The sequence below is a fragment of the Mycobacterium sp. NTMscope_MAC_12 genome (assembly GCF_976985675.1).
Genome location: NZ_CDRJYY010000001.1, coordinates 2,203,186 through 2,228,711, shown reverse-complemented (window position 1 = coordinate 2,228,711; position 25,526 = coordinate 2,203,186). Strand labels below are relative to the sequence as shown.

Sequence of the window (25,526 nt, the reverse complement as noted above, 5' to 3'; positions counted from 1 at the left end):
TGATGGGAGGGCAGCCGGATCAACTCCAAGTCAGACGGTGTCGATGTCATGGCCAACGCATGCCGCAGGACACCGACACTGATGGCAACGTCCGAGAGTGGAGCCTTCTCCCGATTACTGGTAACCCGCCATATTCGATCCTGCCGTATTCGTCGGGTAGGAACTCGCGATCCCGCCGCGGGGCGGTGAGGAGAGGGCCCTCGCCCGCCGCCATGGCGGCAGCATGGGTCTCGGCGCATTGCGCCGAGTCGCAGAGCGAGACGGTGGAAATACCCACACCCCACTATAGCAGTTAGTGCTATAGTGGGGTGTGGGTGATCGCGGCCAGCTACTACAGCAAGTCATCCGGGAGACGGGTACGACACAGACTCAGTTGGCGCGCTTCAGTGGCGTCCATCAACCCAGTATCAGTCAATTCCTCTCGGGCAAAGTAGATCTCAGTGACGACCAACTTGATCGTCTCTTGTCATGCATGGGATATCGCGTGGAGGTGTCGCGCTCCGCGGTCGCGGTTAAGCTAACCCGTGCCGAGCGCCGGTCGTGGATGTTGCACCGCCAGTTGGCGAGTCATCTCACACCGCTGACCCTCGAGCAGTGGAGTGCGACGATCGAAGAAAACCTCCGGCGGCTGCGGCTCGGGGTTACTGGACAACCGCATACCGACAACATCGAGCGCTGGGCAGAGCTAGTCGAGAACAGGGACGTCGGTGGCTTGCGCCGCGTCCTTACCGGTCTTGGCCGCGAGCAGATCGAGATGCGCGAAGTTAGCCCTATGGGTGGGCTGCTATCGGAACAAGAACGTACCGATGTGTTAAGGCGGCTGGTCCCGTGAGGCGTGATCAGCTTGAGCACGCTATCCGAGCCGCGTGCCAAATCACCGGCGCCACGGAAGTAATCGTGGTCGGCTCCCAAGCAATCCTGGGAACCTACCCCGAGTACGAGCTACCCACCCTGGCGACCCGGTCACTGGAGATCGACATCCTGCCGATCACTGACGACAACAACGTCACCATCGAGCTGGCCGACCTGATCGTGGCGATCGCCGGTGAGCTGTCCCCGTTCCAGCAGACACACGGTTTTAGCATCGACGGTGTAGATCTGACAACATCAGCACTACCTGATGGGTGGAGGACGCGACTTGTCAAGGTACAGAACGAAAATACCGCGCATCCCAGCGGCCAACCGCAGTACATCGGTTGGTGCCTTGACAAGGAAGATCTCTGCGTCGCGAAGCTCTGCGCATTCCGGGAAAAGGACCGCAACTTCGTCGACGCGTTGATTGACGCCCATCTCGTTGAACCCGCGGTGGTCGACGATCGACTCGTCACTGTGCCGGCACAGTACAGCTCCAGTGTCGAACGAGCCCGCCCGTGGCTTGCCTACCGCATCAACAGGTAGCGCGTGAGAACACGCTTTCCGGCGTCCGCGCCATCTTGACGCGTCGGCGCAATCTCGACGCTGTCATCCGCGGTGCCAGACGACTTCCTGAAGTCGCCCGGCCCGCGGCGCGGGAGAGGCGGCCGGGCCCCGGCCAGCGACGACACCAGGCCCTCTCGAGCGTGTCGCCAAGACTGTTGCTGCGATCAAGGATTCCGCCCCGTGCAACGGCGGCCAGCCGCGCGTCGACAGTCGGCGCCACCCCACCCATGCTGATGGACGGTTGGCCGTTTTCGCGTTCGAAGCCGGTCAGAAGGGTGGCTCGGAGCCCCAAGGGTCAGCCTCTTGCGGCAGGGCCTTCGCGGGCAGCGGCAGGTTGGTCACCACGTACAGGTTCAGGATGTCGGTTCGGTCCATGAACATGATCTGGCTGCGCTTCGTAGCGTCGAGCACGTTGGCAAGCCAGTTGCGGGCCGCCTTGGTGATCTCGCCACCGGCGACGATGAAGGCGTGATCGACCAGCACACGCCGGTTGGTTTCGGGGTCGAAAATCTCATGCGCGAGCATCATCAAAGCCTGATTGTGGATCTCGGCGATGTTGGCGTTGCCGGTTCTGGTGACGCCCGACGCGTCGAGCTTCCCCTTCTTCGCCTGGATACCGAAGTAAAGACGATGCTGGGTCGGCAGCGCGTACCGCATCCACACGTCCTTGCCATATTCGAGTGCCTTGTCTTTGTGTCCGACGGCGGTGACGCGGTGAAATCCCAACTGGCGGAACAGAGGTAGCAAGACCTCCTCGATCAGCTCGTCCTCGGTGCAGGTGTCGAGGCACGCCTCAAGCTGGGCGCGGCGCTTGTGCTCGGCGGCCGACAGTGGCCGATGCGGATTGGCCTGCAAAACCGTGACGGTGTTCGAGCCGATGTGGCGCAGGTAGCAGTGCCGGTCGTCGCCGTAGAACGCCTCGAACCCCTCGCGGGTCAGTACTTCGTTGAGCAGTCGCAACGCGTTGGGGCGATCGGCGCCTTCGTTCATGGCGTCGGCCGGGGTCATCAGATGGTCGATGAGGCGGCAGAACACCTCGGGCGGGTGTGCGGGGCCTTCGTGCGGCTCGTTGAGCAGGGTGTCGATCACGTCAGCCACCCACCGATGTCGAGTCGAACCGTCGTGCTCGTAATCGGTGTCCATGTCGCGGAAAAACTCGGTGATGTACATGCTCGATCGGTAGGGGAAGTACTTCGGCTCGACGCCGAAGGCCGGGGCATCGGAGCCGACGTTGCCGCAGATCAGGTCCGCGAGCGCTTCTGAGTTGCGGCGTTTGAACTTCATATCTGCCCATTATCGCGAGGCACCGCGAACGACAGCGTGTGGACGACCTGTGGGTGTCGAAAATTGCGGTGAGCCGTGGTGGCGGATACGCCGTTGCGGCGGGGCAACTCGCCAAACAGGCGCTGACGTGGGGTAGACGCGGCGCGGTCGGCGAGTTGGCAGCGGATGGCAGTGTGATGGGTCGACGCGGCAGTCTTGCAGCGGCATTGTCGTCGACATGAACACCCGATCCCAGGCAGGGTAGTTTGTCGCCAAGTTCGCCGACTTTTGGCGCCACCCCTCACCCCAACGGCTGCCGCACCTGCTGCACTCTGATGTGGTTCTGGTGCAACCGCTGGCACCGCCCACAGTCGGCATCAGGGCGGCGGAGGCCCAGTTCCACCATTCTTTTGCGGCCTTCCCGGCCTGACTGCCGACGTCGATCACTGGAGAGGCGATGACGACATTGTCTTCATCGAGTTCCGGCTGCGCGCCACCATCGGACACGACAGGCTCAAGTGGCCCAACATCAACCGGCTCCGGTTGGGTGACGGCAAAGGAATCGAACGTATCACCTACTTCGACCCTCTCGCCGTGCTGCCGGCGCTGCTGCGCCACCCATCGATAACCTGGCGGTGGCACCGCTCCAAAGCGGGTTAGACAGGACGAGCGCCGGGCTGGGCTTCGTGGAGGATCTGCTCGACGAGGATGTCTGCGTGGCCGGCGTGGCGGGCGATCTCGGCTATGAGCCCGAGGTAGATGAAGCGCAGGCTCACTGCACCAACGAGGCTGTGCTGGGCGGCGTAATCGAGGGTGTGGTGGGCGGCGATAGCATCAGATGTCGCGCACGCCGCCCGGTATTCGATCACAACGTCGTCCAGGGTTTCGTGATCGGCGACGAGGAAGCTGGCGTCACCACCGACAGCTTGGCCAGTGCATTCCTCAAGGGCCCACCCGGCCAGTGTGCGTTGAAACCAAATCCGCTCTGCTGCAGCGCAATGCTTCACCAAGGAGATCGGTGTTGTCAGCGAAGGCACCCGGCGTAGACGGGCCTGAGCGTCGGACAAGCCGCCGACGGCGGCCAGCAGCTCCGAACGCTGGAGTTGCAAAGTGTCCTCCAACAGTTGGCGTTCTGACCCTGTGAACGGTCGGCCCGGAGTCAATGCAGCGGTCATTAATCACTCTTTCCCTTCGGTGGGGGGTACCGGCATGAACAGACCGGAGCTGGGTGTGGACAGATGCGGGCGGCCTGCTGCACTCGGCGTTAAAGAATTCGCCGCGCCGGGCCTGAATGGATAGGGTTTCGCGTGTGCGTGAGGCGTTCGGCGAGAGTTTCGACGTTCCGCGGGGTTACCTGGACACCGCGGCAATCGGTGTACCGTTCGCTCGCGCCGCCGAAGCGTTGGTCGACACGGTCCGCACATGGCGCCAAGGCTCTATGCGGGTGGGGGACTTCGACGACGACATCACGGTAGCGCGCAACGCATGGGCCCGGCTCGTTGGCGCGTGCCCCTCTGACGTGGCGACTGGGACCAGTGTGTCTCAGCTTGTGGCTCGTAGCCGCCAGCGTACCCGACCGCACCAAAATCTTGACGGTGCGCAATGAGTTCACCAGCGTCACGTTTCCGTTTGCGGCCCAACACCATCGCGGTGTGACCGTTACCGAGAGCGGATATTCCGATCTGATACCGCGGGTGTGTGAACACGATTTGGTGGCAATCAGTGTTGTGCAATCCGCCGATGGCACGGTGATGGATCTCGACGCGTTGCAGGTCGCGGCAGGGGAGACGGGTGCCCTGGTGCTGCTCGACGTTACTCAGGCCGCCGGCTGGTTACCGCTGCAGCTACATTGGGCGCACTTTGTTGTTGGCGCGGGTTATAAGTGGCTGCTGACGCCGCGCGGCGCCGCGTGGATGGCGATCCGCCCCGACGTGCTCAGTGACGTCGCCCCACAAGTTGCGAATTGGTCTGGTGCGCAAGATATGTGGGCCAGCCTCTACGGATTGCCGCTGCGCCTGTCCAACGAAGCCCGCCGCCTCGACTCGTCCCCAGTTTGGTTCGCGCAACGCGGTGCCGCAGTGTCGCTGCCATGGGTGGCAGGTTTGGACGTCACCAAGGTACGTAAGCATTGCGTCGAACTCGCGGACGCAACTCTAGTCGGCCTAGGAGCGGAGTCGCGCGGATCGGCGATCATCTCGCTCGATCTAGCCGCCGATTCCGCAGAGCGAGTCGTGCACGCTGGCGCCACTGTAAGCACACGGGCTGGCCAGACACGCTTGTCATTCCATTTGTACAACACCATGGACGACGTCGACCTAGTTCTAACAGCGCTTAGATAGCCGGGGCAACGGAGGTCGTCCTGGACATTTGTGCGACGTCAGTCCCCCGACGGGGGAGAGGTGCCGGGCGCTAGGCAAAAACGCCACCAGGCGCGACTGTCGACGAGTCTCATCTATGAGTCATCCAATGAATCATCTTGCGGCAGCGCCGCGGTCGCAGGGCGGCAATGAAAATTGCTATACGGCATCATGTTACGCACGGACTCACTCTCGGTGCCACGCACGGGGAAAGCAATTGCGTTGCGGCGTAATACATCTGATGAAAACGACGTAGTTGCTGGTAACCCTCCGTATTCGATCTGTGCATATTCCTCGCTTGCAGCAGGCCTAGACCCCAGGACCAATCGGTGGGTTCATCTGGGGGTTCGATTCCCGACCCTGGCGGGTAGCGGCGGCTGAAGGTAATCCGCTCCTCCGACGTACACCGTGTCTTGGGTGGGTGCTGCGCTGAGGGCCTCTGTGGCGATCGCGGACGCGAACTCGTCCAGGGTAGGAAGTGGGCCGAATGCGCGGCGCCCGTCGACGGCACCCGGGTCTCGCCGCTCAAGCAGTCGAACAATGATCGTTCCTTCAATCATGTCGCCGGAGACAACACTCAGCGAAACTCCTCGCTGTGCGAGGTCTGGGCGCATGGCACGAAGAGCGTCCTCGCCGGCTCGCTTACTTTCCGCGATCGGGATGTACTCGGCGGGTACCGGTTTGAGGCCGTGGAAGTGCGCTTGATGGCTGGTGACGAAGACGACGCGGCCGCCGACGGGAATGAGCGGCAAGGCCCGGGTGAGCAGTTGTACCGGGGCGTGACAATTGATGCGCATCGCATAACCGGGGTCGGCGTCCCGCTCGAGCCCGCCCGAGGCGTTCAGGATCAGCGTGTCCAGGCGACCGAAGTCGTCACGAACGGCACCGGATGACCTCAGCGCACGCGTCCGGATCGCAGATATCTAGACGTAAAGACGATGCAGAGCCTCCGGCCGCGGTGATGCTTTCGACGAGATTGGTTGCACGGCGCTTCTTTTCGCGGTAGGTGATGATCACGTGGGCTCTTGCGGTGGCTAAGTGGCGTGCCGTCGCGGCGCCCACGCCGCGCGATCCACCAGTGATCAACACAATCGGCATGTACGTCAACGTGTAACTCCTACCTGGTTAGCGTCCGCCTGGGGGCGGACCTCACAGATGGTCGGTCATTCGACCAGGTCGTCAGCGGGGGGACGTATGCCGTCGTGGGTGAAGGCGGGAAGCAGGTTTGTGAAGGCGGGCATCAGCTCTGCCGGGTTGCCGTCCCAAGGGAGCGCAAGCAGCTGCGCGACGCTGCGTCGCCCGCCGAAGGCATGCAGGGCCTCGAAATCCGAGATGCTCAGAGCGACGCGACCACGCGCCGCGTGCGGATCACCGAGTTGTACGGATCCAATTGCGGGAGTGCACAAGCAGAGCGCCGGCAGCTCAGCGTATCGAATGAACTGGTCGCCCATCGTCGTCACGAAGCTCAGGGCCGTCTCGAACGCCGGGTCGCCCGTGCGGAAACCCGGTTCACGTAACGCACCGCGGATATCGTGCTCATGGGTAAAAGTGTCGAAAACGAGCTGGCAAACCCCTGCATCAGATGCCAGATCGAGGTTCGCCGACACCGCGTCGAGCGACTGCCCCCACAGGTCGAGTAGGTCCTCGACACCGTATCCGTCCAGTCGCGCGACTTGCGCGTCAGCCCAAGGTCCGGTGCCCTTTTTCTCCAAGTTCAGCGAAATGATGTCCTGGGCAACACCAGTCAGGTGTGCAACCACCTGCCGGATGGTCCACCCGGGGCATGCAGGAACCACCAGCTCTGCAATGCCAGTACGGCCGCGGAGCAGCGCATCCACACGGTCGCAGATGAGACGGTATGCCGCCACCGCGACACGGATCGGCACTAGCTCGGGCACTTGCCCGCACGGCACGCTCAAAAGTTCTTCCCCTCGCCAACGTCAGAACTCCGACTCTGGAAGACGCTACACCAACATTAAGAAAAATAAGAGAACTATATGGTAACGGTAAGGGCGAGTTGGTTCGGGGTTTGACGAGTCCGGCGGGGGAGTGGATTCGCGCGCTGCGCAGCAACCGCTGTCGGGGCCCAAACGGGCACAATACGGCGCAAGTTTCTGGCTCGGCGCAGTACGCTTCGGGGCATGAGAATGGCACTGACCGTTGCTGCTGCCGCTACGGCCATCGCCATGGCACCACCAGCCCACGCCGACGCCGATCAATATTTAGCTGACCTCCACTCATCGGGTAGGCCGTACCCGCAGATACCAGACTCGGGTCTGAGCGCTATTGGAAACGATGTCTGTGCCCGTCTGAGTGATGGTGTGACATCAGATGCTGCGCGCGCTTGGCTAGTTGACCACCTTTGGCACGGCGGCTACCACGCAACTGATGCTGAAGCAGGGACCGTGGTGCATTTCGCGCACCAGGACCTGTGTACTGGCACTCGTGGCCCCGGGCCTTACGGGCCGGGTCCAGCCCCTAATGCTCCTCTCGGCCCCTACGCTCCGGGGTAGCTGAGAATCGGTGGGAAAAGCGGCGCAAACGGACATACGGTTTGATCGAGACGCACAGTGCTGGGCTGGAACGCAATAAGGCTACATACTTTGCAGCGCAGTGTGATTCATCTGATGAATCGCAACTATAGATGGGCAGTCTCTGACCTCGCCGCGAAAACCGTTGGGGGAGTGGAACGGCGCAACGTGGTCGATTTATCGGTAGCCGACCGGCACTGAAATATGTTGCTATGAAACATGTTTGATAGCACGGAGTAGTTTACTGGTAACCCGCCATATTCGATTCCGTCGTATTCCTCCCGTGCGCGAGGGTCAACTTGGCCTGCACCGGCCGGGGAGAGGCCGAAACCCTAGCCACGATCTAACTAAGGTGTTGAGTGCATCTTGTGGAGAGGGCCTTCGTCCATAGTTTGCTGACGCTGCCTGGAAGTATCGGATGGGCCGAATGGAGGGTCTGTGGTCAGTGCCGAGGATCTGCTGGTCGACGTGTCTGCAGAGATAATCGATGATGCCCGGCGCTTCTACGCCGTAAGGCAAACCGGACGCGGCCCGCGCACTGTCGAGGAGTTGATAAAAGTCAGATCCGCAAGAGCTGTCGCGGCTCCGTCGGATCCACCGGCAAGTGTGGACATCGTGCAGGCTTCTCAAGTTCAAGTTCCCGTCCGGATCTTCACACCCGCCAATGTTGCACCGCGAGGCGTCTATATGGACATCCACGGCGGCGGGTTCTACATGGACTGCGCCGCACGAGATGACGTGCGCAATCACGAGCTTGCGGCCGTCCTGAACATTGTTGTGGTCAGCGTCGATTACCGGCTGGCGCCCGAACACCCGTGGCCAGCGGCACCCAATGACTGTGAAGCCGTTGCGCGCTGGCTCATCGCAGAAGCCCAGGCCCGCTTCGGGTCATCGCGACTGGTAATCGGGGGGCGATCAGCTGGTGCGACACTGGCCATGACCACCCTGCTGCGACTTCGGGACAGCGGTGACGTGGACAAAATTGATGGCGTTGCGCTGCAATTCGGGACCTTCGACCTAAGCGCTCAGACGCCAGCCGGACGCCATATCGCGGATGAATACTTCCTTGAGGCCTACGTCGGCCACGCGGCGGACCGCACGGTTTCGGATATCTCGCCGGTTTTTGGTGACCTGCACGGACTGCCGCCGATCCTGATGGTCGTCGGAGCGAAGGACGTGCTGTTGGAAGACAACCTCGCGATGGCCAGTCGGCTCTGCGCGGCCGGCAACGACGCCGACATACGGATCTATCCTGAGTCGCCCCACGGGTTTACTGGACATCCGACAGCCATGGCCCAATCGGCGCTCGATGACATCAATTCGTGGCTACTCGACCGATTCGCCTCCGCCACGCACTGAGTGATCCCCGATGGTGGTGGGGGCCTATGCGAACGCGATTGGGCCGCACATCATCTGGCGCAGTTTACTGGTAACCCGCCGTATTCGATTCTGCCGTATACCGTTCGATACGGACTGTCGAGACGGTCGAGATATTTGCAGAGGAGAGGCGCTAATTGCCAGGCCCGGTATGGCTGAGTCGGCTCGGTTGTCGCGGCAAGGTTCCGTTGCCGCAATCTTTGCTGTCGGGTGAGATCGCAATGGCCTTAGCCCGCTAGATCCTCCGGGCTACCGCCTAGCTCGCGTAGTGCGTCGAGTGCCGCCGGGTTCTGCAGCGTGGAGGGCCGGGGCTTGCTGGTTGGGCGGGAGCGGTCGGCATGCAGCACGCGGCCCCACAATTCCTCGGCACTGACCTGGCGCTGCTCCTCGGCGCGCATGGCCCGTGCCAAGGCGTCGTCGACGCCGGCTTCGTCACGCGTATCCGCGCCAATACCCGTCGCTAGCTCGGCGCGTCGCCGCGCTTCAGCGAACACGTCTTCATCGAACCCCTTGCAGGCACAATCCGCAGGAGCGCACTCGCCAACGTTCTCGCCGCTGTCATCAGCCCAGTGGAAGCCCTGCGGATGGCCGCACAGGCACATGTGCTTCGAGGACAGCATGATGTCGAGAATCTTGGCGTCAGCCGCCCGCTGTTGCTGGCGGTACCGCTCCCAGGGGCTGCGTTTTGGCATCTGGCTAACTCTCATCGCGTTCATATCGCCCGGTGTCAGCGCACGATTGAACCTGGCGCTACACCGCCACGATCATCTTGGCTCATTAGTAGCCGGAACCGGTGGTGCCACGCCGCAACTGTTCAACGCGTTCTATCCGGTGACTGACCTTAATTACTAGTTTGTCGGCGTCTGGACCGGATCGCCGGCAGGAGGAATGACTTGCTCGATGACGACTCACACGCGCCGATCGTGCTTAGGCCATGCCCAGCGATTCCAACTGTTCCGGCGAGGTCGAGAATCGGGGCTGGAACCGTCGGCCAGGCAGCGCGACCATGCCCGCGACCGCCGCTACGTAGCAAAGACCAGCCACCACGGCGCAGGCTACTGCGAGGCCGGACAGGAATGAGTCCTGCGCGGCCGCGAGCAGGCCCGGATTGCGCGCCGCGATATTGAACGCGACCGGGACCGAATTGGCGGCCTCGGCGGCCTTCCCGGTTGCCGCGAAGGCGGTGTCGACGAGGCGGGCACCGAAAATCGACGAGAACACCGAGCCGACGACGGCGACACCCATCGTCGAGCCCAACTCGCGGGTGGCATCGTTGACCGCCGAGCCGACACCCGCCCGAGAGGGCGGAAGTACGAGCATGATGGATTCGGTTGCCGGAGTGGCGATTAGCCCCATCCCAAGGCCCATGAGCAGCATCTGTGGGACGATCAACGTCCAGTACGGCGCGTCAGTTTCGACGCTGCCGGCGATCCACGCCATCGCCGTGCCGAACGAGATGAGCCCGGTGACCACAACTGCGCGGGTGCCCACGCGGGTAGTGAGCTGCCCGCCGACCAGCGAGCCGACCGCAATCGACAGCGCGACCGGGAGGATTCGGGCCCCGGTTGAGAGCGGGCTGAACTCGCGGATCACCTGGAAGTACTGAGTGATGAGGAAGATGAATCCGGCCAGCGCGAAGAAGGTGACGGTAACTGCTCCGCTGGCGGCGCTGAATCGTCGATCCGTGAATAGCCGGACGTCGAGCATGGGGTGTTCGGCGGCGCGCTCCAGCGCCACAAATGTGAATGCCAGACCGAGGGCGATGGCGAACCCGATCAGAGTCGCGCTGCTGCGCCAGCCGCGTTCGGGGGCCTCGATCACTGTGTAGACCAGCACTCCGAGGACGGCTACCGACGTTGTTAGGCCGCGGATGTCCAGCCGGGGCACCGAAAGGTCGCGCGACTCGGGCACCAGAATGAACCCGAGTACTGCGGCAACAAGGGCGAGCGGCACCAGTGCCCAAAACACGCTCCCCCAGTAAAAGTGGTTGAGGAGTAGTCCGCCCGTGACCGGCCCTGCTGCGACGCCGACCCCGACGACCGCGCCCCACCCGCCGAGTGCGGCCGCGCGCTGGCGGCGGTCGGGGTAGGTGTTGGTGATAATCGACAGCGTCGTGGGGAAAATCAATGCGGCGAACGCTCCCATGCCGAAGCGCGCGGCGACCAGTGCGCCGGAGCTATCGACTAGGGCACCCACCGCGCTGGTGACCGCGAATCCGAGCAATCCGATCAGCAGGGCCGGCCGACGTCCGTAGCGATCCGAGAGACTTCCCGCGGCCAGCACCAGCGAGGCGAACGCTAGGTTGTAGCCGTCGACCACCCACTGCAGTCCGCGCGTATCAGCACCGAGTTCGGTCGCGATGCGGGGCAGCGCAACGTTGACGATCGTGACATCGAGGTTGATCGCGAGCACCGCCACATACACCGCGACCAGGATTCCCGCCTTGCGATGCATGACAGCCGCCTCCATTAGTTTGTCCCGGGGGGTTCGCCGGCAGGGGGCTGTGTGTGCCAGCGGCGGATCGCTGCCGCGAATTGCCCGGCGGCGTCGGATGGGACGAAGTGGCCAGCACCTTTGACGATGACGGTCTGGTGATCGGTAAAGGTCTGTTCCCACCGCCGCAGTTCGCTGTTTCCGAAAGCGAAGTCGGAGTCTCCCCAGATGATGAGCGTCGGGAGTGCCATGATGCCGCTCAAGCCCGCTTCAACGTCGGCGAGAAAGGCGCGGCTGGCGGTGATTTGGCGGGGAAACACAGCCGAGGCCTCCCGCCGCCCGGGACTGTCGAGGGCTTTTTGGTAGTGGGCCATTTGCTCGTCGGTGGGCTTAGTCAAGCGGTGCCCGACGGGGATCATGACGTTGACGAAGAGGTTGAGCTGGCGGATCAGCAGGCGCCCGATCGGGCTGCCCATCACATGGGACATGATCCGCACGAGCGGGGCGCCGACCGGCCATGCCCATGTGTTGGTCAGCACCAGCCGGTCGAAGGTTTCGGGACGATGTTGCACCGTGGCCAACCCAATCGGGCCGCCCCAGTCGTGAGCCACCAGTGTGACCCCGCTCAGCGCAAGTGCTTCGACGAACGCCCCGATCACCTGGGCGTGTTCGGCGGGCAGATAGCGGTATCCCGGCGCTGCCGCCGACAGCCCGAATCCGGGGTAGTCCACTGCGATGCAACGAAATTCCTTCCGCAGGGATTGGATGACCTTGCTGTAGTCGAACGACCAGGTCGGGTTGCCGTGCAGAAACAGCAGCGTGGGACCTGAGCCTTCATCGACGTAGTGGATGGTGTGCCCGTCGATGTCGGCGAAGCGGCTCTCAAAGGGGAACAACTCGTCATCGACCCAGGCGGGTCGCTCAGCGACGGTCACGACTAGCCCCTTCCCGTATGTACTTGATATAATCACGTTAACTTGAAAAGCTCAAGGAGCTAGCGTGAGTCGAAGCTACGGCCAGTACTGCGGACTGGCCCGAGCGCTCGATGTTGTGGGCGACCGGTGGAATCTGCTCATCGTCCGCCAACTCCTCATTGCTCCGGCCCGCTACCAGGCGCTACTTGATGGTCTTCCCGGCGTCGCCACCAATCTGCTCGCCGATCGGCTCCGCGATTTGGAAGCGGTCGGCGTGATCGAACGGCGGCTGGCCGAACACGGCAGGGCTATCACGTACGCCCTCACGACCTGGGGTGCCCAACTACGCGAGCCGATCGACGGCCTCATCCGCTGGTCCACGCCGCTCATGATCCGAGGGCCCGAAGGCGATACCTTCCACCCTGACGGGCTCCTGGTCGCGTTGCCCGCCCTGCTCAAGGGCAGAGCGGTTGCAGATCGGTCATCGACGGTCGGCATCACCGTGAACGGCGATACCGACCGTCGAGTTGTCCAGGTGCGGGCGACACCTTCAGGCATCGAAGTTACCCCGCAGGATGATCGAGAGCTCGACGCCGTTCTGAGCGCTGACGCGCCAATAATTCTCGGGCTGGCGGCAGGCGTGCTCGCACTCAACGACGTCCTCGGGCTCGTTGACATCCAAGGCGACGAAGATGCCGTGCGCGCCATTTTCGCCGCACCCGTGAACCCCTAAACGCTAAGCGCCCGAGGGTCTGCTTGTCGCCAGTTGCACCACCGATGATTAGCCAATTCGCTTATCGCCGAACGTATTTCGCCCATGTGCTGCCGACCTCCGCGGCGTGCTTCTGCGTGACTTGGTCGCTGTAGCCGACCATTTCGGCGACCAGGGGAGCGGGGATTTCAGAGACGAGTTCTTGTAGGGCGGTGTTGCGTGAACCGAGCAGGTTGACGCCGAGCGTTCGTAGCCGTTTCATGATGGCTTGCGGGTCGATGTGCCGTCCTGGTCGGATGCTGGGAAATAGCCATGGGGTACCGAGCGCTCCGCCTGCGGTACGCAGGTTCGGCCGGTTGTAGCGGTGATAGTTGAGTTGGGATGCGAACGGCTCGGGAACGGGGATCGGATCCTTGCCGAGCGCGATTCGGGTCTCGCCGTCGGTGTGGGTGATCGCGGTGCTCTGCAGGGCGGCGATTTTGGTCAGAGGCTGGGCGTAGAGCAGCAGCAGGACGCCGGCGACGCGGTAGGGAAGGCTTTCGGAATCGCCGGTGAGCAGTTCCTTGAGCCAGGCGAGCCGTTGTTCCTGGGTGATCGTCGGCGTGCTGTTGGCCTGTCGGAAGCCGATCTGTACCGCGACATTGATCTTGCTCTTCTTGGCCCAGATGAAGAAGGTGCGGATCGAATGGCGGGTGGTCGGCCCTGATCCGAGATATTCGTCGACGTCCTGCTGGGTGCAGTGATCGATGCCCCGGCCGTGGGTGCTCTCAAGCCAGGTGAGGAACTTGATGGTCTCGGTGATCTCTTGTTTCGCCGACCGTTTGGGGCCGTCAGTGGCCTGGCCGGGTTTGGACTCGCTGCGCAGGCGTCTGAGGTGGTGCCAGGTCGCGAACTGTTCGACGGGCGCGCGGACCGTTGGTGAGTCGATGGCGTCGAGTTTGGCCGCGAGCCAGACTTCGAAGCGTGCCAGGTGTTCGTCGCGTTCGGGGAGCAGTCCGTGGTGTTGCAGAATGCTGCGCAGATGATCGACGTGGCGCCCGGATCCCGCTGCGGTTAGGCCGTCGTGGGTGAGTGGTATTGCGCCTGAGGCTATTCCGCCGAGAAGCTCGAGCACTTGAACGTTGCGTTTCCAGGTCAGTATGCTTTCGGGTCGGTCCACGCCACAGAGCACTTCGATGAGTGTCTGCATAGCCGCGGGGTCGACGGCGGGTTGGTGCAGAAGAATCTTGCAGAGGTCGTCGCGCAGGGCGCATCGGGCACATTTGCCGCGGCGGTAGATTTCCCCTTCTTGTCTGCAGGTTTTGCAGGTGAAGTTGCCGGCGATTCCGGCGCAGGTCAAGCAAATTGGGCGCGGGTCGCTGCGGTTTAGTCGGCCAGGCAGGACGCCGTCATGTCCGCAGTTGGGGCAGATGCCGTGAGTGCGCATCGCAGCGTAAAAGCAGCTATGGCAAAGCTGATCGCCCGGCCAGTAGGCCCGCAGCGTGTTCACCATGCGATGGCAGCGGCTGCATTGGAAAGCACCGCCGGTGACTCGCGGTCGTCCACGTGTGGTGGAGCGGGGCGTGGGATTAATCGGTGCCATCGGTGATGATCCGCGCTCGCCGTGGCCGCACTGATTTGTTGAGTTCGACGACGTTGGGCGGCGGAGTCGTGCCGGAGGCGGTCTTCTTTTTGCGGACGTCGGTGGCGGTCACCGTCACGAGATCGTTCACGCCACAGTCCAGGATGTCACACAGTGCTGCCATCAGCTGCAGGGAAATACGTTCGGGGCGTTGATGAACGACACGGTAGACCTGTGGGCGGGAGAGGTGTATTCCGCGCTCAGCGAGCCGGGGGATGAGGTCGGTGCTGTTGTGCATGCCGTGGGCCGCCATCAACTCAGCAAGGCGCCAACTGTAGTCGACTTCGCGTCTCATGATGTTTCCTCTCCGAGCGAGAGCGCATCTTTGATGGTCCTGTCGAGGACCCGGCGTACCGTGCGGGTTCGAAAATCACTGGAGACGCCGGTGTAAAGCGATGTGGTACTGGCGTAGTCGTGGCCGGCCTGGTCTTGCATTATCTTGAGCCGCTGGCCTATTCGGGGCTTTGACCTGCGGTGTTTCGTTGTGGACGTTGTCGTCGACGTTTGAGGTGGGGTCATGGGGGAGGCCTTTCAGCAGGGACCGATCGTTATCGAGCTGAGACGTTTCCGGGGGGTGCGGGTTGACGTGGTTTCGGATGCGGTGCGCTGCTGGCCGAGTGCTCGGGCGAGTTGGTCTCGGAGCGTGCGGTTCTCCTCGGCCAATTTCCGGTTGCGCTGGTTGGCGGCTTCGAGCCTGCGTAGCAGTGAGGCGTCCGAGGTTCGTTGCCGCGCGGGGACCGGTGTCGCGGGTGCTCGACGGTGGGCAGCGCGAAGCCGTTCGATCTCAGCTCGGACGTCGGATTGCGCGTAGAGCCAGGACCGAGACACCGCCGCTGCTTGAGCCACGGCCTCGAAGGTGACCGGGCGCCCTTCGGCGTCGAGGGTCCTCAATGCCTGGATCGCCTTGGCTCGGGTGAGTTCGTGGCGTTGTCGGGCGGCGACGATGAGGTGCCGGGTGTTGTCAGCCCGCATCAGCAGAATCCAATTCCTCTGAACCGGAGTCGGTTTCGAGTGTGGTGATGATGGTGTCGAGGTTTCCCAGGACTTGTTGGTTCATCTCGACGAGGCGTAACTGACCGCGCGCCTCGGCAGCGGAGATGATCTGCAGGACTTGCTGACGGTGTTCGTGGTGTTGCGGCAGGAACTCGGGCGTAGTCACGAACATCGGACATGTCAGACAAGCATTGGCATGCGGGCAGGTCTTTTGAACTGGCAGCCCGCAGAAGCCGTTGGGCAATGCTTGGGTCACGCGCCCGAGCCGTTGCTTGGCCCAGTTCGCTTCGGCCAGTGGGCCGTCGGGGTCGATCGCAACGGTTTGGCCCCTGGCATCGACCTTGCGGGCGGACTCCCAGTGCCGGCGGACGGTGGTGTCGTGAAGGCGGGCGTAGTGAGCTGTCATCTCACCGCTGGAGTGATCGAGTAACACCCGTACGACTTCTTGCGGCACGTCCCGGTTGATCAACCGTGTTCCAAAGGTGTGCCGCCATTGGTGCGGAGTCAGATGCACTGGACGGCCGTGCTCGTCGCGGATCTCGCAGCGCGCCAGCCAGTCCCGTAGCTGGCCGCGGTAGGAGGGCGTAGTCAGCGGCCGGCGGCCGTCTGGGTTCATCTTCGGAGCGGCGAACAGCCAGGGGCTGCCGTTGGTCCAGCGGCGCAGGATCCGCTGTTGTTGCTCGGCGATGGCCTGCTCGACTTCCTCGTCGATCGGGACGAGAGCTTCGCGTTTCATCTTGCCGTTGGTGTAGCGCAGATAGGGAGCTCCGTCGCCGCCACGGATGACGCAGTCGAAGGCGATCTTGGTGGCGTCACCGACGCGCAGTCCGCAGCGCATCAGGATGATCGTGAGCAGCCGACTCTCGGGGTTGTTCCATCCGTCGAGGTTCGCGGGCTGTTCGACCTGGGCCATGATGTGCTCGGCCAGCCCGCGGGGCAGGCGTTTCGCGGGTTTGGGGAAGTCGTCGGGATAGAACGCGGCACTCGCGGGCAGGTCGTGGTCCCACTCGTGGCGGCGGATCGCGTCGAGGAACGCACCGAGCGAGCTGATGTCGCGGCTGCGGGAGTGCAGTGCCCGGGGGTCGGTGGACAGGTCGGCCAGGTAGCGCTCCAATACCGCGCGGTTGATGCCGGCCAGGCTGGTGATGTCGACCGGCGGGGACGCCAAGAAGCCGGCCAAACGCGTCACCGCCTGGACGTCGATGTAGGTCTGGTTGGGGCTGCGTCCGATGCTTAACCGCCAGCGGGCGAACCGCTTGGCCAGATCCCGCAGCCACGGTTGCGCAATGCCGTCGAAGCGCAGCCGCTTGCGGCCCTCGACGCCGAGCCGGTGCAGCTCCCACACGTCGCGCGGGAACTCGGCCTCCCACCCGCTGCCGCAGTGCAGGTCCTCCAGACAGCGATAGGCGTAACGCAGAAACGCCAGCTGTCCGTTCTGGCCGTGTTGCGCAGCGTGGTTGGCGTCGAAGAACTCGATCCAACGTGCCATCGGCCAGTCCAGCAGCGAGGCCACCCCACTGGCGGCCGTGAGTGCGATGACAGGACGCGCGACGGCAGCGGGAGTCTTGACCTGGCGTTCATCGTGCCGGCACTGCAGCGCGTACTGCATCTCCAATTTGAGCTGTCGGCGATCACCGAACGGTCGGAAGTCGAACCGGTCGTCGCCATAGGACTCGCAGAGCACGATGAACTCGTCGATGTCGGGACATCCCACCGCTGCCCATCGGGACCGATGATTGACGCAGAACGGCGACCGTCCCTGCGTCCATAGCGTGCAATAGGACAACGCGCAGACGGGATGATCGGGATCATCCACCGGAGCAACGGCAGCCAGCCATACGTCTCGGTCGGCGATGCCGGACCGTTCCCAAAACCCTTGGTGGCGTGGGCATAAACCCCGGCGAGCACCTCCGTACCGGCAGCCCTGGACGGCGCAGACCGTGAGCTCTTTGCGCCCGAGCCCTTCCGGTGCTGCAGTCGTGGCGAACACGTCGATGTCCGGGCGGCCTTCTTGCTGCCAACCGACGTAGTGGCCTTTGCAGAGCCCGCGGGTGCGCGGTTGGCGCACGCAGCCCGGCACCCGGCACGGCGCGGTGTCGAACACCAGCGCACCACGCTCGGGAACGAGGATGTCCACCCGGAACTCCGGTCGAACCGCGGCCACCAGCTTGCGCAGCAAGCCCGGAGCCGCAGCCGACGGTAGCGGCGGGACTGCCGCGGTCACCACTGCACCTCCTGCCCGGTCAGGAAGCCGGCCGCCTCCAGAGCCCGGCGGGCGTCCTCGACGGACAGATGCCCGTAAATGTCCATCGTGGTCGCGATCGAGGAGTGTCCCAGCAGCGTGCTGACGACCTCGATCGGGGTGTTCTGGCGGAGCAAACGCGTGGCGTAGGTGTGCCGATACCAGTGGGGATCGAAGTCGATGCCGGTGCTCCGGCGCAGCCGCAACACCAGGTCGTAGACCGCGGGATAGCCCCACGGGTGCCCGAACGGTTCGCCCCAGAGGTTGACGAACACGTAGTCGGAGTCCAGATCGCCGTATTCGTCGTGCAGGTAGTCGGCGTAGAGGCGGATGAGCTGCGGGCTGATCGGGATGGTGCGCGGTGTCGCCGACTTGGCGCGCGCCCTGTTGTCGTTGGATCGCGGCGCGACCGTCAACTCACCCTCGGCAGCGGCCACGTCCTCGTGACGCAGACCTAGCGCTTCACCAATCCGAATCCCTGTGTCCCACAACAACGCCCACAACAAGCGATCCCGCAGGTGGATGCAGGCATCTAGGATCGCCTGCACCTGACCGGCGGTCAGAATGGTCGGATGCTGACGCGGGGTCCGGAGCTTGATCGTGCGCCGCCGCTCCGGCTGGCCGCTGCTCAGGTGGTAGAGGAACGGCTTCCATCCCGAGCGCCGGCGCCGACCTGGGTGCAGTTCAGTGACCAAGTCGCCGAGGTCGACTCCGTGCCGGGCGTGAAACGTGTAGAGGCCGCTGATCGCCGCCAGCTTCCGGTTGACGGTTCCCGCAGAGCAGTGATGCTCAGCCGAGGGCAACAGCACCACTGCGCCAGCCCGGCCAGCCGGCGGCAGCCGCAGCCAGGACACGAACTCCCCGAGATCCTCCAATCGGACCTCGCGCCAGTTCAGGCTGCGAGCGTCGAGGAAGACGAACCAGTCCTTCAGGTCGTGCGCATAGGCCTTGACCGTGTTCGGGGACCGCTCGATGTCGGTCAGATAGGCCAGGTAGCGCTCGATTGGCTCCACCGAGCCGCCTCCGTCGCCGAGGACCGTCCAGGATTCAAGCGACGAAGTGGGCATCAGTACCCGTTGCACAAGCATCAAACCTCCGTGGAATCTGCGTGATGGACCGCTGCAGATAACCACCTCCGCCACGAAGATCGCCGCCAACGCCACGTGCGTGTTGCACGTCGTGGACACCCCTGTGCGGGCTCGAGAGAACTTGGACAAACTTGGCGTCCCAACCGTCTTCGATGAGGTGGGTGATGTAGGAGCGTCGGAACGAATGCAGATCGAGGCCATCGGATAGTTCAAGGTCCTGGCAGTAGCGTCTAAATCTGCGCAACAGGGTTCTCTCGGCGACCAGTAACCCGCGCTCGCTGGGGAAGAGGTCGATGCCGTCGTCGATGTAGGGCTGACCGTGGGTGAGCCAGTCAGCGATCACCTCCGGCGTCCAATCAAACACAGTCAGCACGGTGCGGCGCTTGGGTGGGGATCCTTTCTTTGCTTTGCCGTAGCGGACTTTGACCGCGCCGTAGCGGCCGAACTCCGGGGCGTGTGGATTGCGGGAGAAGTCAATGGTTTGCAGGTGCCTCAGCTCGTTGAACCGTAAACCGTAGGAGTAGCTGATCTTGAACATGACGGCGTCGCGGTAGGCCGGCAGCCACCCTTTCTTCTTCGAGTTGGCGATCAGGGTGACTTGATCGTCGGCGTGGTCCAAGAAGTCTTGTAGCTCCTGTTTGGTGAACGGCCGCTTCTCGGGGGACTGCTCGTTGTCTTGGACGTGGGTGGCGGTGTTCCAGACGAAGAACACCTGTGCCGGATGGGTGCCGAACCGCTGCTCACAAACCCGGTCCCAACCGTAGTCTGGGTCGGCGATATAGGAGCAGAACAGTCGTAGCGCATTCTGATAACCGCGCACTGTGGACTGGCGTCGCCCTTTGATGCCGCGCAGGTCGCTGAAGAACTCTTCGACGATGGCCGGCGTCCATGACCACGGGAACTCGTTGGTGTGCTCGATAAACCGGCGAACCGTCGCGATCCGCGCGTCGATCGTGTCGTGTGCCAGGTTGCGACACAGTTGCTGGTTACGCCAACCCTGCAGCATCTCGTCGACGGTTTGGGCCTCTGGATGCAGCAGAGGGACCGAGCCGACGAGGAACACACGACCGCTCTTATCGACGGGCAATCCGCCCTCCAGCCTGTCTCATCGAATGAATCATTGAATCACCTGATGAATCATTACCACATCCGTGCTGGTAGATCCACCGCATCAGAAAGGTTCACTGCAGCATGTCGGAATGTCGGCTAGCAACCACTTCGCGGCTCACGCATCGCCACATGCCGAAACCCCCTGTGATCCGGGCGTTTTGATTCGTTCGCAGCCCGGCGACAACGGGGGGGGTCGGTCAGGGTAGGCATGATTCATCCGATGAAAACGGCGAGCTTTACCCGACATAATGTCGCTTATCGGCATGATGCTGACCAGCGCGAAGCGGCTAGCGCGTCGCGTCGGGCGAAAAACGAGCCCCCGCAACCCCGTGACCACTGCGAAAGCCGCGGAACGCTCTGTAAGAAAGCTGCCGTCGGTGTACGCGCGCCAGTCCCGCGATGAACTAGCTCTGTGATCGCTAAACGAACGCATCCCACGACATCGCAGCGCAGGCCCATTGAGTGATCCTCGGCCTCGCATGCCCGACCGGCCTTTACCGACATCATTGCGTCACAGTGACGAATTGCTTTGTGGCGGCTGCACATGAGGCCCGCACCAATGCGCGGCCACCGCTGTCCGTTGACATCCGATGTGATGTATTGCCACCGTATCTGCGGTATCGGCGTGTCTTTGCCAATCTATCCGAGGTACCGCCGGTAGCGTTGTTTAGGTGAGTGTGGCGCCGGCGGCGCTATGGCCGCAGGTCAACGGTGGCGTTGAGGTGGAATTCAACTCCTCCGGGGGTTCTTCGCGCTTGCCGCTGGCGGAGTGTGCCGCAGTGGCCTTTGAGTTGGACTGCTCACCCGTGCGTGGTTTCCCAGCGTTTCGCGGGCAGGGCAATTATCCAGGCCTGTGGTGGTTTTCGACGACTCGTGAGCACGTTGGGTACGAGTCGTGGTCGGAGCGTGACCATTTGATCGCGCTGGACGCCGATCCCGCGGTGGTTGGTGTTGCGTCGCAGCCGTTCCGGCTCCATTGGGGTGACGGCAGGCACCACGTGCCTGATTACTTCGTGCGGTTGTCCGACGGAACGGCGACGGTTCTTGACGTGCGGGCCGATGACCGAATATCGGATGCTGATGCTGAGTTGTTCGACCGGTCCGAGCAGGCGTGCCGTTCCCTGGGATGGGCCTATCGGCGAGCGGGCGTTGCGGATCCGGTCGTGACGGCGAATTTGCGCTGGTTGTCTGGGTATCGGCATCCACGGGTGTACCGCCCGGCGGTCGCCGCAGCGTTGGAGGCGGTGTTCGACTCGGCGCGGCCGCTGATGACCGGGGTGAGACCGGTCGGTGAAGCGATCATGGTGTTGCCGGTGCTGTTTCACCTGTTGTGGCACCGGCGACTGGGCGTGGATCTTTCCGCGGCTGTCTTGACCGAGGAGTCGATCGTCGGGCCCGCGTTGTCACGATGACGGGTATGCGGTCGGGTGTCATCCGCGAGGGCGATGAAATCCGGTTATCCGACGGCGTATTCACGGTTGTCACACTTTCGGGCAGTTCAGCCAGGCTGACCGATGCGGTCGGCGGGCAGTCGGTGGTACCGCTGTCTCGGCTGCTGGGCGACCCGGCGTTGGAGTTGGTGTCAGGATCGCGACCGGCTTTGTGTTCCGAAGAAGCGTTGGCCGGGGTGCCCGAGGCTGCCGCCGAGCGGGCCCGCTGGTGGGAACGGCACTTGATCGAGGTGTTGACGGGTCGACGGGTTGATTCCGAGGCGGGTAGCCGGCCGCGGCCGGAGTTCGATCCGGCGTCGCGTTCGTTGCGGCAGCGCGAATTGGCCAAGCTCGCCGAGCTGCGCTCGGCTGGCCACGAGATCAGCTTGTACACGTTGCAGCGGCAACGCTATGCCTACGAACGAGACGGCCTGCTGGGGGTTGTGGATCGCCGGCACATTCCCCGGCGGGCGATGTTCGGCCGCGTCGACGAGCGGCTGGTGGCCGCAGTGCGGCAGGCCATCGATGACGAGACCGACGTGTCGACCGGGACGGTGAGCCGCCTGCAGCGACGGGTGACCAAATCGCTGGTGGCTCAATACGGTGCCCAGGACGCACCGGCGATGCCGTCTCAGCGGACGTTCTATCGTCTGGTGAAGAGGCTGTCGGAGGGCCGGCACACGTTCGGGTCCGCGCGCACCCGGCGTTCGTTGTCCAAACAGCCCGACGGCCCGTTCGGTGCGCTGACGGTGGCGCGCCCCGGCGAGGTGGTCGAGATCGATTCGACCCCCCTGGATGTGCGGGTGGTCCTCGATGACGGCACGGTGGACCGGGTCGAGCTGACCGGCATGGTTGACGACGCGACCTGCTCGATTCCGGCCGCGGTGTTGCGGCCCACGACCAAAGCGGTCGACGCGGCGCTGCTGCTGGCCCGAGCGTTGACGCCAGAACCGATGCGGCCGGAGTGGTCCGATGCGCTGCGGATGTCGCGGTCGGTGCTGCCGTATCGCTGTTTGACCGGCGTGGATCAACGGTTGGCCGATGCGGCCGCCCGGCCGGTGATCGCCCCGGAGACCGTAGTGTGCGACCACGGGAAGGCGTATCTGTCGCAAACCTTCCGGCAGGCGTGTTGCACGTTGGGGATCAATCTGCAGCCCGCCCACCCGGATACGCCGACCGACAAACCCAAGATCGAGCGGACCCTGCAGTCGGTGGCCACCTTGTTCGCCCAGCATGTCGCCGGGTATGTCGGCTCCAGCGTCGAGCGGCGCGGCAAGAACGCCGAACAGGACGCAGTGTGGTCGATCGTGGAGCTGCAAGCCCTGCTGGATGAGTGGATCGTCGCGGTATGGCAAAACCGGCCCCACGACGGCCTGCGTGACCCCGTCACCCCGGGCAAGGCGTTGACGCCCAACGAAAAGTACGCCGCCTTGGTCGAGGTCGCCGGGTATGTTCCGGTGCCGCTGTCGGCCGAGGACTACATCGAGTTACTGCCGTCGTGCTGGCGGCGCATCAATTCCTACGGGATCCGGGTCAACAACCGCAGCTACGACGCTAAGGCACTCAACCCCTACCGCCGCCAGCACTCGGGGGTGGAATCCAAGAAGGGCCAGTGGGAGGTGCACTACGACCCCTACGACGTGTCGCGGATCTGGGTGCGCAACCATCACGACGAGGGCTGGCTGGCCGCGACCTGGACGCATTTGCGCAGCCACCCGGTACCGTTCGGCGAATTGGTATGGCAGCATGCGCGGTCCGTGCTGGCCCAGCGCGGATGCGATCAGGCCACCGAAGCCGAGATCGCCCGCGCGGCCGATGACCTGCTCGACCGGGCCGCGCAAGGCCCCGCCCCCACCCGACAGGAATCCAAGGATCGCAGGGTGGCGGGTCGAACGCGAGCCACCGCGACACCGGCCTGGCCCCGCCCGCCGGATACCGCAGAACCCTGCGATGAGGAGCCGCCGCCAGGCGGTGACGAGGACGCCGACGACATCGAGATCGCCCAAGTCATTCCACTACCGGTGTTCGATGCACGCAAGGAGGCTGAATCGTGGCGGCTGTGAACACTTTTGCCCCGGTGAGCCAACTCGAGGACCGGCGCCAACCCACCACCACGCTCGAGGGTTGGCGCCGTTTCGTCGATGCCGATCCACCCGAGTTCACCCTGTTACCCGATGAGCAGTGGAGCACCCTGTCGGAGACCGAACGGACCAACTACAACGAAGCCCGGGTAGCGCATCACAGTGAACTGGTCGTGGTCACCACGTCGGCGATCCAGCGCATCACCAACGAAGGCCGGCTGCTGACCCTGCTCAACCAACGCGAGATCGGCGCCCGGCGCGGGCTGATCATTTCCGGGGCGGCCGCGACCGGCAAGACCACCGCGGTCAAACAACTCGGCCGATTCCACGAACTGCGTATCAGGACACGATTCGCCGACAAGTCCCGGATCCCGATCGTATACGTGACCGCGCCCCCGAAAGGCTCGGCGCGCAAACTCGCGATGGAGTTCGCGCGATTCCTGGGCCTTCCGCCGATGCAACCGCGGATGAATGTCACCGATATCGCCGACGCTGTCTGCCAGGTCCTCATCGACGCCCGAACCGACATCGTGATCGTCGACGAGATCCACAACCTCAACCTCGATACCCGGGCCGGCGAGGAACTGTCCGATCACCTGAAGTACTTCACCGAACACCTGCCCGCCACGTTCGTCTACGCCGGCATCGACGTCGAGCGCTCCGGTGTGTTCACCGGCACCCGCGGACGCCAGCTCGCCGGGCGCTGCGGTGTGATCAACACCAGCCCGTTCCCGTACGCCGGGGAATGGAAGTCGCTGGTGGCCGCGATGGAAGGCACCCTGCGGTTGCACCATCACACCGCGGGAACGCTGGTCGCCGAAGCCAAATACCTGCATCGACGCACCGGCGGAATGATCGGCAGCCTGGCGCACCTGATCCGCTCGGCTGCGATCCGCAGCATGCTCGACGAAACCGAGAACCTCACCAGGGATCTGATGGACACGGTGCTCATCGACTACGCAGCCCAAACATCGGCGCAACGCCATGCCAGCTGACGTATCAACCCCACCGGCGTGGCCGCAGGGGCCTGCCGCGCCACTACCGCGCACCGTCACACCGTTTCGTGGCGAAACGGTGCAGTCCTATCTTGATCGGCTCGCGCACGCCAACCACCTAGAACCCCGAGGTCTGCGGCGCTACCTGGCCGACGGTCCAGCGATCTGCCGTCCCCGGCCGGACTGGTTGGCAACCGCCAGCGGCCAGCCCGTGGGCATCCTTCACGCCCGGCTCATCGGGCTGGCCGCCCCCGACCGCGACACCACCCGCCAACGCCGCCACGCCCGGCCCGCATGCCGCCTGTGCATGGCACGCCGCGGTGTCTATGAGCCGGTCTACTGCTGGTTGCCCGACTACGCGACCGTCTGCTGCCGCCACCGCCGATGGATCGGTGCAGGCACCTCCACCCTCGACGATCAACGCGATCTGCGCTGCGCCCCCGCGGTGATCGCCGCAGCGCAGCGCCATGCCCGACTGGATCGGTGTCACGGCGACGCTGCGCGCTTCGCGGTCAGGGATGCCGCGCGGATTCACCGCTGCTGGGCACGCAGCACCAGCCCGTTTACGCTGCCGCCTGCCCGCGCCGACGCCGACACGCACATCGGCGCCTACCCGGACCTGATCGCCTTGGCCGCCATCCTGGCCGGCGCTCATCGCCGGATCTGGGGCACCGCGCCAGCCACACCCGCCCGTGCCCGCGCCGTCGATGCGGTCTACGTCAACGTCAGCGCCCGGTTTCCCCAGCACCGCGACCAAACCCGCCCCATCGAACAGTGGATCCACGATCAACAACTCAGCGCCACCCGCCGCGCACACCACTTCGACGCGTGGAAACCACGACCAGGTCAATCCCCGCGATCACCGTGCCCGGCTGGGCCAGCTGGGCGGCGTCAGGGCTGACGGCGGCGTGTGGAGCCATGGCACAATTCAGCCCTTGCTGACATATCAGTATCGGCTGT

Annotated in this window: 24 protein-coding genes; 10 read left to right on the top strand and 14 right to left on the bottom strand. The window is 63.8% G+C overall.

Annotated features, from left to right (window positions below):
- Positions 1-310 precede the first annotated feature (310 nt).
- Positions 311-832: a helix-turn-helix domain-containing protein gene (locus AC0KS4_RS10210; protein WP_238955760.1), complete on the top strand. Its 522-nt coding sequence runs from the start codon at positions 311-313 to the stop codon at positions 830-832.
- Complete coding sequence (locus AC0KS4_RS10205) at positions 829-1,398, top strand: DUF6036 family nucleotidyltransferase (protein WP_238955759.1); 570 nt, start codon at positions 829-831, stop codon at positions 1,396-1,398. The genes AC0KS4_RS10210 and AC0KS4_RS10205 overlap by 4 nt, the downstream gene beginning before the upstream one ends.
- Positions 1,399-1,686: 288 nt before the next feature.
- On the opposite strand, the gene AC0KS4_RS10200 is transcribed toward AC0KS4_RS10205, so the two are convergent.
- Both AC0KS4_RS10200 and AC0KS4_RS10195 read right to left on the bottom strand, forming a co-directional pair.
- Positions 1,687-2,703: a restriction endonuclease gene (locus AC0KS4_RS10200; protein WP_238955758.1), complete on the bottom strand. Its 1,017-nt coding sequence runs from the start codon at positions 2,701-2,703 to the stop codon at positions 1,687-1,689.
- 635 nt (positions 2,704-3,338) lie between these two features.
- Positions 3,339-3,857: a DinB family protein gene (locus AC0KS4_RS10195; RefSeq protein WP_238955757.1), complete on the bottom strand. Its 519-nt coding sequence runs from the start codon at positions 3,855-3,857 to the stop codon at positions 3,339-3,341.
- 420 nt (positions 3,858-4,277) lie between these two features.
- Here AC0KS4_RS10195 and AC0KS4_RS10190 point away from each other — a divergent pair, with 420 nt between their 5' ends.
- The gene (locus tag AC0KS4_RS10190) at positions 4,278-5,021 is read left to right on the top strand and encodes an aminotransferase class V-fold PLP-dependent enzyme (protein WP_238955756.1); all 744 of its coding nucleotides are present in this window, start codon (positions 4,278-4,280) and stop codon (positions 5,019-5,021) included.
- Between the two features lie 353 nt (positions 5,022-5,374).
- Here AC0KS4_RS10190 and AC0KS4_RS10185 read toward each other — a convergent pair whose 3' ends face one another.
- The 3 genes from AC0KS4_RS10185 to AC0KS4_RS10175 form a co-directional block, all read right to left on the bottom strand.
- On the bottom strand, positions 5,375-5,884 hold the full coding sequence (locus AC0KS4_RS10185) for an SDR family oxidoreductase (protein WP_308193077.1): 510 nt from the start codon (positions 5,882-5,884) through the stop codon (positions 5,375-5,377).
- Between the two features lie 28 nt (positions 5,885-5,912).
- Positions 5,913-6,137 carry an SDR family NAD(P)-dependent oxidoreductase gene (locus AC0KS4_RS10180; protein ID WP_308193052.1) on the bottom strand — a complete coding sequence of 75 codons (225 nt, stop codon included), beginning with the start codon at positions 6,135-6,137 and terminating at the stop codon, positions 5,913-5,915.
- Between the two features lie 65 nt (positions 6,138-6,202).
- Positions 6,203-6,937 (bottom strand): maleylpyruvate isomerase N-terminal domain-containing protein, encoded by a 735-nt coding sequence (locus tag AC0KS4_RS10175; RefSeq protein ID WP_238955755.1) that lies wholly within the window; start codon positions 6,935-6,937, stop codon positions 6,203-6,205.
- A gap of 243 nt (positions 6,938-7,180) precedes the next feature.
- On the opposite strand from AC0KS4_RS10175, the gene AC0KS4_RS10170 reads away from it, so the two are divergent.
- Positions 7,181-7,552, top strand: a complete 372-nt coding sequence (locus AC0KS4_RS10170; RefSeq protein WP_425326347.1) for a DUF732 domain-containing protein — start codon at positions 7,181-7,183, stop codon at positions 7,550-7,552.
- Between the two features lie 456 nt (positions 7,553-8,008).
- Entirely contained in the window at positions 8,009-8,929 is a 921-nt protein-coding gene (locus AC0KS4_RS10165; RefSeq protein ID WP_238955754.1) for an alpha/beta hydrolase, read from the top strand.
- A 245-nt stretch (positions 8,930-9,174) separates the two neighbouring features.
- On the opposite strand, the gene AC0KS4_RS10160 is transcribed toward AC0KS4_RS10165, so the two are convergent.
- The 3 genes from AC0KS4_RS10160 to AC0KS4_RS10150 form a co-directional block, all read right to left on the bottom strand.
- Positions 9,175-9,639, bottom strand: coding sequence for a hypothetical protein (locus AC0KS4_RS10160; RefSeq protein WP_225330520.1), 465 nt, complete (start codon positions 9,637-9,639; stop codon positions 9,175-9,177).
- A gap of 235 nt (positions 9,640-9,874) precedes the next feature.
- Positions 9,875-11,401, bottom strand: a complete 1,527-nt coding sequence (locus AC0KS4_RS10155; protein WP_225330519.1) for an MFS transporter — start codon at positions 11,399-11,401, stop codon at positions 9,875-9,877.
- A gap of 14 nt (positions 11,402-11,415) precedes the next feature.
- Positions 11,416-12,315: an alpha/beta fold hydrolase gene (locus AC0KS4_RS10150; RefSeq protein ID WP_225330518.1), complete on the bottom strand. Its 900-nt coding sequence runs from the start codon at positions 12,313-12,315 to the stop codon at positions 11,416-11,418.
- A 115-nt stretch (positions 12,316-12,430) separates the two neighbouring features.
- Between AC0KS4_RS10150 and AC0KS4_RS10145 the strand changes: the two genes are divergently transcribed.
- On the top strand, positions 12,431-13,027 hold the full coding sequence (locus tag AC0KS4_RS10145) for a winged helix-turn-helix transcriptional regulator (protein WP_308011606.1): 597 nt from the start codon (positions 12,431-12,433) through the stop codon (positions 13,025-13,027).
- Between the two features lie 61 nt (positions 13,028-13,088).
- Here AC0KS4_RS10145 and AC0KS4_RS10140 read toward each other — a convergent pair whose 3' ends face one another.
- The 6 genes from AC0KS4_RS10140 to AC0KS4_RS10115 form a co-directional block, all read right to left on the bottom strand.
- Complete coding sequence (locus AC0KS4_RS10140) at positions 13,089-14,498, bottom strand: hypothetical protein (RefSeq protein WP_225330516.1); 1,410 nt, start codon at positions 14,496-14,498, stop codon at positions 13,089-13,091.
- A gap of 76 nt (positions 14,499-14,574) precedes the next feature.
- Positions 14,575-14,922: a helix-turn-helix domain-containing protein gene (locus tag AC0KS4_RS10135; RefSeq protein ID WP_225330515.1), complete on the bottom strand. Its 348-nt coding sequence runs from the start codon at positions 14,920-14,922 to the stop codon at positions 14,575-14,577.
- A gap of 236 nt (positions 14,923-15,158) precedes the next feature.
- Entirely contained in the window at positions 15,159-15,599 is a 441-nt protein-coding gene (locus AC0KS4_RS10130; protein ID WP_007172194.1) for a DUF6262 family protein, read from the bottom strand.
- Positions 15,589-17,844, bottom strand: a complete 2,256-nt coding sequence (locus AC0KS4_RS10125; protein ID WP_007172193.1) for a tyrosine-type recombinase/integrase — start codon at positions 17,842-17,844, stop codon at positions 15,589-15,591. The genes AC0KS4_RS10130 and AC0KS4_RS10125 overlap by 11 nt, the downstream gene beginning before the upstream one ends.
- Positions 17,841-18,950, bottom strand: coding sequence for a tyrosine-type recombinase/integrase (locus tag AC0KS4_RS10120; RefSeq protein ID WP_007172192.1), 1,110 nt, complete (start codon positions 18,948-18,950; stop codon positions 17,841-17,843). The genes AC0KS4_RS10125 and AC0KS4_RS10120 overlap by 4 nt, the downstream gene beginning before the upstream one ends.
- The gene (locus AC0KS4_RS10115) at positions 18,910-20,037 is read right to left on the bottom strand and encodes a tyrosine-type recombinase/integrase (RefSeq protein WP_238955753.1); all 1,128 of its coding nucleotides are present in this window, start codon (positions 20,035-20,037) and stop codon (positions 18,910-18,912) included. The genes AC0KS4_RS10120 and AC0KS4_RS10115 overlap by 41 nt, the downstream gene beginning before the upstream one ends.
- 694 nt (positions 20,038-20,731) lie before the next feature.
- Between AC0KS4_RS10115 and AC0KS4_RS10110 the strand changes: the two genes are divergently transcribed.
- The 4 genes from AC0KS4_RS10110 (at position 20,732) to AC0KS4_RS10095 (ending at position 25,467) form a co-directional block, all read left to right on the top strand.
- Complete coding sequence (locus tag AC0KS4_RS10110; protein ID WP_099459185.1) at positions 20,732-21,472, top strand: TnsA-like heteromeric transposase endonuclease subunit; 741 nt, start codon at positions 20,732-20,734, stop codon at positions 21,470-21,472.
- Positions 21,473-21,477: 5 nt separating this feature from the next.
- Complete coding sequence (locus AC0KS4_RS10105) at positions 21,478-23,553, top strand: Mu transposase C-terminal domain-containing protein (protein WP_224860251.1); 2,076 nt, start codon at positions 21,478-21,480, stop codon at positions 23,551-23,553.
- Entirely contained in the window at positions 23,541-24,566 is a 1,026-nt protein-coding gene (locus tag AC0KS4_RS10100) for a TniB family NTP-binding protein (protein ID WP_007172501.1), read from the top strand. Before AC0KS4_RS10105 ends, AC0KS4_RS10100 begins: the two co-directional genes overlap by 13 nt.
- A 79-nt stretch (positions 24,567-24,645) precedes the next feature.
- Positions 24,646-25,467 (top strand): hypothetical protein, encoded by an 822-nt coding sequence (locus AC0KS4_RS10095; RefSeq protein WP_065018912.1) that lies wholly within the window; start codon positions 24,646-24,648, stop codon positions 25,465-25,467.
- Positions 25,468-25,526: the final 59 nt, after the last annotated feature.

Excerpts from the sequence above, each read along its gene's own strand:
- AC0KS4_RS10180 (WP_308193052.1), bottom strand. The coding sequence starts at position 6,137 with ATGCCGATTGTGTTGATCACTGGTGGATCGCGCGGCGTGGGCGCCGCG.
- AC0KS4_RS10155 (WP_225330519.1), bottom strand. The coding sequence starts at position 11,401 with ATGCATCGCAAGGCGGGAATCCTGGTCGCGGTGTATGTGGCGGTGCTC.
- AC0KS4_RS10160 (WP_225330520.1), bottom strand. The coding sequence starts at position 9,639 with ATGCCAAAACGCAGCCCCTGGGAGCGGTACCGCCAGCAACAGCGGGCG.
- AC0KS4_RS10105 (WP_224860251.1), top strand. The coding sequence starts at position 21,478 with ATGCGGTCGGGTGTCATCCGCGAGGGCGATGAAATCCGGTTATCCGAC.
- AC0KS4_RS10140 (WP_225330516.1), bottom strand. The coding sequence starts at position 14,498 with ATGGTGAACACGCTGCGGGCCTACTGGCCGGGCGATCAGCTTTGCCAT.
- AC0KS4_RS10200 (WP_238955758.1), bottom strand. The coding sequence starts at position 2,703 with ATGAAGTTCAAACGCCGCAACTCAGAAGCGCTCGCGGACCTGATCTGC.
- AC0KS4_RS10120 (WP_007172192.1), bottom strand. The coding sequence starts at position 18,950 with ATGCTTGTGCAACGGGTACTGATGCCCACTTCGTCGCTTGAATCCTGG.
- AC0KS4_RS10135 (WP_225330515.1), bottom strand. The coding sequence starts at position 14,922 with ATGAGACGCGAAGTCGACTACAGTTGGCGCCTTGCTGAGTTGATGGCG.
- AC0KS4_RS10170 (WP_425326347.1), top strand. The coding sequence starts at position 7,181 with ATGAGAATGGCACTGACCGTTGCTGCTGCCGCTACGGCCATCGCCATG.
- AC0KS4_RS10130 (WP_007172194.1), bottom strand. The coding sequence starts at position 15,599 with ATGCGGGCTGACAACACCCGGCACCTCATCGTCGCCGCCCGACAACGC.
- AC0KS4_RS10195 (WP_238955757.1), bottom strand. The coding sequence starts at position 3,857 with ATGACCGCTGCATTGACTCCGGGCCGACCGTTCACAGGGTCAGAACGC.